At 41.6% G+C, this 6,987-nt stretch carries 5 protein-coding genes and 1 pseudogene; 3 read left to right on the top strand and 3 right to left on the bottom strand.

The window, feature by feature from the left end; genetic code table 11:
- Together VE944_RS22645 and VE944_RS22640 are read right to left on the bottom strand one after the other, a co-directional pair.
- A partial coding sequence (locus VE944_RS22645; RefSeq protein WP_324982219.1) for a tetratricopeptide repeat protein occupies window positions 1-1,647 on the bottom strand: 1,647 nt, incomplete at its 3' end.
- A 552-nt stretch (window positions 1,648-2,199) separates the two neighbouring features.
- Window positions 2,200-2,568, bottom strand: a pseudogene (locus VE944_RS22640) (aldo/keto reductase); the annotation flags it as partial.
- A gap of 84 nt (window positions 2,569-2,652) precedes the next feature.
- On the opposite strand from VE944_RS22640, the gene VE944_RS22635 reads away from it, so the two are divergent.
- Entirely contained in the window at window positions 2,653-3,249 is a 597-nt protein-coding gene (locus VE944_RS22635) for a DUF1802 family protein (RefSeq protein WP_324982216.1), read from the top strand.
- A 1,009-nt stretch (window positions 3,250-4,258) separates the two neighbouring features.
- Window positions 4,259-4,522, top strand: a complete 264-nt coding sequence (locus tag VE944_RS22630; protein WP_324982213.1) for a hypothetical protein — start codon at window positions 4,259-4,261, stop codon at window positions 4,520-4,522.
- A gap of 123 nt (window positions 4,523-4,645) precedes the next feature.
- Here VE944_RS22630 and ggt read toward each other — a convergent pair whose 3' ends face one another.
- Complete coding sequence (gene ggt, locus VE944_RS22625; RefSeq protein WP_324982210.1) at window positions 4,646-6,451, bottom strand: gamma-glutamyltransferase; 1,806 nt, start codon at window positions 6,449-6,451, stop codon at window positions 4,646-4,648.
- A 100-nt stretch (window positions 6,452-6,551) separates the two neighbouring features.
- Between ggt and VE944_RS22620 the strand changes: the two genes are divergently transcribed.
- Window positions 6,552-6,987: phytochelatin synthase family protein (locus tag VE944_RS22620; protein ID WP_324982208.1), on the top strand; the 436-nt coding region annotated here is incomplete at its 3' end.

Below are 6,987 nucleotides of genomic sequence, written 5' to 3'. Positions count from 1 at the left end.
TATTTGGAGTGCTTCAATGCGCTCTCGTGCTTTCTCTAATATTTTTTCATCTGGTGATTTTCCTTCTTGGGATTTCAGGAGTAACTCAACTGACTCTCGGTAAACGGGTTCCACGCTGTCCCGGAAGTTGAATTGCACATCTTGGCTCACGACATCTTTATTGGCTACTAAGTCTCTGCGAAGAGACTGGAGAGTTGCCACAGCACCATCATAAGCCGCGATCGCACCATTAATATCTTTTTGTGCCCACAGCAATCTACCTAATTGCCACTCTAAGGTATAGGTAATTTCTGGTGCATTGCTGCTCTGTGCCAAAGCTAATCCTTGTCGGGTAACCTCTTGCGCCTCTGACCACTGCTTGGTTTCTTCGTACAAGCCCCCTAAACTCTTCAGTGCATAGGCTTCTGCTCGCTTGTCCCCTAAACTGCGGGATTGCTGGATAGCGTTGGCGAGTAATACTGCTGAGTCTTGGTTACTGAATGCTTTATGGTAATTCTGACTGGATACGTGCAATATGCCATTCTTTATTTTTGCTAGACTTTGAGAAAAGTTTACTTGGGCGTAAATACTTGCACGGCTAAGGGGGAGTTGGTCGATTTGGGACTTAATCAACGGCAAGAGAGTTTGAATCTCTGCCAATCGTTGATCTTCAATGAGTATTCCCAAGTAATTTAGTTGCGCTTGGACTTTTGTAATGGGTGAGGGAGATGCTGCAACTGTTTGTTGATAAAAAGCGATCGCCTTTGTTTTATCTTGTTGTTTAAGAGCATTATTCCCCAGGCTGAACAGGCTGGCCCTAATATCAACGCTTGATTGCAGATTTCGAGCAATCGTCAGACTTTCTTCTAGCGCCTGACGTGACTTTTCCAAATCGCCCACTACCAAAAGCGCATCACCGAGCGATCGCAAACTCACTGTCTTTTCTATAGAGTCTGGCTGAGATTTTAAAGTCTGACTAACATGATCGAGTGTTTTGACAGCGCGAGGGTAAAATCCTTGGATTTGCCACGCCTGTGCTTGATTGATGAGCGATCGCACCACGCCGCTTTGATTATTTGCTTGCTTGTAAATTTCTTCCGTCTGCCGCCAAGTTGCTAAAGCCGCCTCCGCCTGTCCCATTGTCAGTTGAAGACGACCTTGAATATCCAGTGATTGGGCAAATATTTGCAGATTTTGGTTTTCATCCTGTACTTTGAGCAAATTTAAGCTTTCTGTAATTGCCTGCTGTGCCTGATTCCATGCACCGAGTTGTTGGTAAGCTAAAGAAAGATTACTCAGTGTCGCTGCCAGTCTGATGCTCTCCCCTTGCTGCTTATATACTTGAACAGCCTGTTGTAACAGTTCTACCGCTTTGGTAAACTTTCCGGCATTGTATAAAACTTTGCCCTGATCTACTAATGAGCCTGGGTGAGCGACCACAGCCAGCGACGTAAGATTGTGAATTGGTAGTTGAGATGATAAATTAATTGAGCTAGGAACTTTTGCCAGCACGGGTGAACCAAGAATGCATAGCAGAGCTATTAGGAAGTACAAAGGCAAGCGTAAAAACTGAGTCAGCGTCGTTTTCTGCCAATGCCCTGGCTGCTTTTGCTTTTTAACTTTTACAGAATTCGCACCAAAAACGCTAGTTTTTATAGCCATAAGCATGACAGAGGTAACTAATAACCAGGAACGTCCAGGATTAACTGTAGGTATTTAGGCTACCAGGGTAATGTTACCATTTGCATCCATTGCTCATGCCGTAGCTCTGACAATAAAAAACCAAAAACCTGGTCGAGGTTGACCAGGTTTTATCGAGTTTACAGGGTTCAAATTGTTAAACTAAGTTAAGTAATTGAAAGTTAATAACTAAGGTTGACTAAACAACGAACAAACCCAGCATTATTGCGTTTTTCCGCTTTAGGATTTGGCTTTGCCTTCTACAATTTGGCTTTTTACCACTTCTATATTTAATATGCTGAAATTTGCTTGGGCTGATGACAGGAGACACTAAGTCATTGACCCTTTTAGTTTGGTTTGGTGTTTGGTGTCCTACTATTTAAATTAGCATTGAAGTTTGTGAGTCACAACCCTTCGTTTACTAAAGTTGACGTTTTGTTAGATTTTGCAATATAGGATCATAGATTTGATCCCCGGCTATCTTTTTAAGAGAGTTAATGGGATCTTAGATAGATAAGCATGGTTAACCAAACTGTATTGTCACCAATTCCACATAATTGGACTGTTATCCAGATGGTCGGTAACAATACGTCCAATGGCATCAATTTCTGCCAATTGGGCGGCGGAAAGGTTAATTTGAGCGGCTAATGCGTTGTCTCGTGCTTGTTCGGGATAACGTGCCCCGGCAATTGCATTTGTTTGGGGTTGAGCAATTAACCAGGCTAAAGCTAACTGAGCAAGTGTACAATTATGAAGAAGGGCTATGGGACGCAGTTGTTGTAGCGCCTGTTGAGCACGTTCAAAGTTTTCGCCTTGAAACAGTTTATTTTTAGCACGGTTATCTGCTGGGTCAAATTTATGACCATGAGCAAATTTACCTGTTAACAACCCCTGTGCTAAAGACGTCCATAACTGCTTGCTTTCTAATTCATTCCCCTAGATAGTTTCACACGTTATCGGTCTTAGCTTGAAATTAAATCAGAGTTACAGTAGATGCTGATGGAATTGACTACAACTTTTCATGCTTTCAAAGAATGGGCAGTCGCTATAAATGCTTTGGAAAGTGGCGAAACAATTATGTTGCTCCGCAAAGGCGGTATCCATGAACGAAATGGACATTTCCAAGTTGCCCACAAGCAAATTTTGCTTTATCCTACTTATGAACATCAACAAGCTTTCATGCTGAAAGCTGAGTACGCGGATCGTGTTTATCCAGTCACATCAGGTTGGCATCCAGAGACAGTTCCTATCGGCAGTTGGGCTGAAATTACAGATATTTTGCCAGTTAGCGATGAGTCTATTGTCAACACATTGCTTCCCTTCCATATTTGGAACGAGCATTTTATTAGCGATCGCCTCAAATGGAAACCACGCCAGCCGCTTTATGTTCTCCTCCTGCGGACATATAAACTACCCCAACAAGAAATTCCCTATCAGCCTAAATACGGCGGTTGCAAGTCATGGATTGATTTAGATCAACCAATTAACTTGCAAGGAGCAAAACCAGTTTTATCCGACTTTGCATACACTCAACTAGTAGAGACAATTCGCCAGATTGTCGGCGATAAATTGTATGCTCCTTCTTTGTAATAACCCAAGTTATAGGTTATCAAAGACCAATTTCTTATTGAATGCGAAGATACACTAGGAGATGGCGGTTGCGTTAGGTGCAACTCTGGCTTAATCAAAAGTACTTTTAAAAGATCCTCTTAGGCACTGATATGATGTTTTTGTACTAAACATATTTTGATATATAGCAGTCCTAAATCATTCGTGTACAATCAGATACCCGACTTCTTTGAGAAGTCGGGTATCTGGGGATCTGAGTCTCTCGATTTTCACAACTTATTTAGGATTGATATATAGAAATACAGTTCACTTAAGCATTTCTTTCTTCTCTTTGCGTCCTTTGCGGTAGCCTGCGGCAAGCCGCTCCGCGTCTACGTTAAAAAAATTGACTTTGGCAAAGAGTTTTAGCCTTGCTCCGTTTGCCCAATAAAAGCTTAAAGCCATCAAACATAATTGTGAAAGCTTGGTACACACGATCAACGATCTCACAATTTTTTTTCTCTTCATCTTCAGAAAGATGAATACTATTTAAAAAATTTCGCATTTCCTGCTCAAAAAGCTCGTGATTCTTTTCAATATCTACGTAAAATAACCCAATAGCTTATGCATTGGTTATTCCACACTTTTGGCAAAACTAAATATACACGGGTTTTATCATGCCGACTTATCTAGTTTTATAAGTAATTTCCGAGATTAGCAATAGTTTTTATGTATCTAATCAGAAAAACAAATCGTCTAATTGCGAACTTCTGCAAAAACAGTAGTTATTGTTACACACAATCCCAAAAAACGCGGATACATTAGAAAAATCTCACCCGATAAATAAGGTGAGAGAAAGCTGTTTATCTTCGTGTTCCTCTAGCAGATGTCTTTCAAGCTATGACTTGTTAAGTAATTATCCTAAAAATGGATAGAACCTAATTACGCTTTGTCTAAAGTGTTAGACAAAAAAGTATCCCAGAAGGGTGATAATTAGCTTGACAAGAGTCTGCTATTATGCATTATTAGCTAAAAGTACAAGGAGTTTGCAATGCATCGACAAATGTGCTGGTTACCTAAGTCTGGTGGTGACGGAGAGAAAATTTTGTATTTGCAGACAGAACCTAATCAACCTTGGCGTCCTTATACAGCTTTTAGAGGTTTTACAGTCCCAGATTATCAAATACCTGGTGGTTCTAAAGGTTGGGCAACTTATCAAAAACTTCTCAAAGCAGGTTGGACACTAGTACCTAGCGCACGGGCAAATGAGTTTGGCAGGAGCAGCTACGTAGAGTCAACAGCCCAAAATCAATAGTTATTGGTCATTGGTCATTAGTCACTTGTACTGAGCGTAGCCTCTCGTTAGAGAAGTATTAGTCATTGGCCATTTGTGATTCTCTGGTGTCTGTCTGTGCGTCTTTCTAATTTCTCATCTCCCTCACAAACCTCTGGGAGAACCTTCACCGCGAGGATCAGCGGCCCCTTCTAGAGTTCCATCAGATGTTACAGCGATCGCATTACCATTACCCCAAGGAATAGTTTCCTGTATTTTGTGTCCCCGACGGCGTAAGTCTTCTATAGTGAGAGCATCTAAGCCCCAGGATTCCACACGCAACTGATCTGGAAGCCATTGATGATGTATGCGTGGAACAGAAACAGCCGCGCCAACATCCATATTGTATTCCAGCACATTTAGGATCACTTGCAAAACCTGGGTGATGATAGTGCTACCACCAGGCGCACCTGCTGCCATGCGGAAATGACCATTTTCTGTAACAATTGTGGGAGTCATGCTAGATAAGGGAGTCTTACGAGGTGCGATCGCATTGGCATCGTTACCAACCAAACCAAATGCATTAGGGACTCCTGGCGCAGAAGCAAAGTCATCCATCTGATTGTTGAGGACAATTCCAGTTCCCGGTGTCACGACACCAGCACCAAAACCAAGGTTAATCGTGAAAGTCAGACTTACGGCGTTGCGTTCTTCATCTACAACCGTAAGGTGACTGGTTTCAGTAGATTCATGGCGACTTGTCTTCTGTAGAGACTGAAGCGATGATGGAATGATATTATTTTTCGATTTCTGATTATTAGCTTGACTAAAACGTTGTAGTGTCTCTTTATCTACTGGCTTTACCTCGGTCGAAGGTCTAGCTACTTGCATATTAATTTCTTGACGGCGTTTTTTGGCATAACCTGGACTGAGCAGTTCTTGCACAGGAACTTTGACAAAATCAGGATCGCCTAAATATTCTGAGCGATCGGCGTAAGCAATCTTCATTGCTTCGATCATTAAATGTATAGTGTCGGGATGATGCCATCCCAAAGATTTCAAATCAGTGTCACCAATAATATTTAAAATCTGCAATAGATGAACGCCTCCTGATGACGGTGGTGGCATTGAGCAAATTTTAGCTTTACGAAAATTGCTACAAACAGGAGTCCGCCAGATTGCTTTGTAGGCTTTGAGGTCTTCTAGAGTAATTAAACCACGATTTTTTACCATATCAGAAGCGATCGCCCTAGCAATACTTCCGGTGTAAAAACTTTGGGGATTTTTGGCAATTTCTGTTAAAGTACCTGCCAAATCACGCTGCACTAGCTTCTCACCTGGTTGATAAAACTCACCATTGCGAGTAAAAATTTCCCGTGCTGCTGGATTGTTGAGAATTGCTTCCTTGCGGTTTTTGTACTCTGGAAGGGAACGCCAAGTAATGTGAGGACTGAGGACAAAGCCATTAGCAAGTGCGATCGCAGGTTTCATTACCTCTTGCCAAGGAAGCTTACCATAACGACGATGCAGTTCATAAAGTCCCGCCACTGTTCCTGGTGTGCCTACTGCCAAATAACCATTAATACTTGCATTGGGGCGCACCTTTCCTTTTGCGTCTAGATACATATTTCTTGTAGCTTTTAGGGGTGCGCGTTCACGAAAATCTAGCGCTTTCATCTCGCCAGTTTTCTCCGAATGCATCAGCAAAAATCCGCCGCCGCCGATTCCGGCTGAGAAAGGCTCGACTACTGAGATTGCAAAGGTTGTAGCGACAGCTGCATCCACTGCATTACCACCTTTGCCTAACATCAAAATTCCCGCTTCACTAGCTAAGGGATGGGCCGAAACCACCATCCCCTTTTTGCTGCGTAAGGGTAAAGTTAAGGCAGCTGAGGCAACTTGGCTGTAAAGCAAAACACTGAAAGAAAAGATTGCCAGCGCAACTCGCTTGGGTTTAGTAACAGTAAGCATTTTTATACCATTTCTCCTAAAATCTTGTACTTGTTTAGCATCTTGGCGTGAGATTATTGATATGATCTGATTTGAAAATTTTACAGTACTTATAAATGCTATGTTGCGAAAAATAAGTAAAACATTTTTTAAAGCTTTAACTATTGGCTTATGTATCTATAGTGGAAGCGTTTTTTCTCAAACATTACCGCTTTCCTCTAACTTAATAGGTTTTAATACAGATGAAGGTGAAAAATTATTATTTCAGAGTAAGTCAAATGAAGACTTCTTTCCACTGAGTATGCAATTCACCACTCAAAATAATCAGGCATATTGTGGTGTTGCAAGTATGGTTATGGTGCTGAATGGTCTACAAATTCCAGCACCAGAAGTACCGCAGTACAAGCCATATCGAGTATTTACTCAAGAAAACTTTTTTAGTAATGATAATACAAAAAAAGTGCTAACTCCTGAAGTTGTATCTCGCCAAGGTATGACTTTAGACCAGTTAGGGCAATTACTAGCCAGCTATGGCGTTAAAGTTAATGTTTACCACG

Origin of the sequence: Nostoc sp., assembly GCF_035638895.1 — a bacterium.
Classification (GTDB): domain Bacteria; phylum Cyanobacteriota; class Cyanobacteriia; order Cyanobacteriales; family Nostocaceae; genus Nostoc.
Note: the sequence above shows the minus strand (reverse complement) of the source record. Positions and strands in the feature narration are given on the sequence as shown.

What these genes read in the sequence shown, in the direction of transcription:
- VE944_RS22630 (WP_324982213.1), top strand. Translation starts at nt 4,259, where the DNA reads ATGCATCGACAAATGTGCTGGTTACCTAAGTCTGGTGGTGACGGAGAG.
- ggt (WP_324982210.1), bottom strand. Translation starts at nt 6,451, where the DNA reads ATGCTTACTGTTACTAAACCCAAGCGAGTTGCGCTGGCAATCTTTTCT.
- VE944_RS22635 (WP_324982216.1), top strand. Translation starts at nt 2,653, where the DNA reads ATGCTGATGGAATTGACTACAACTTTTCATGCTTTCAAAGAATGGGCA.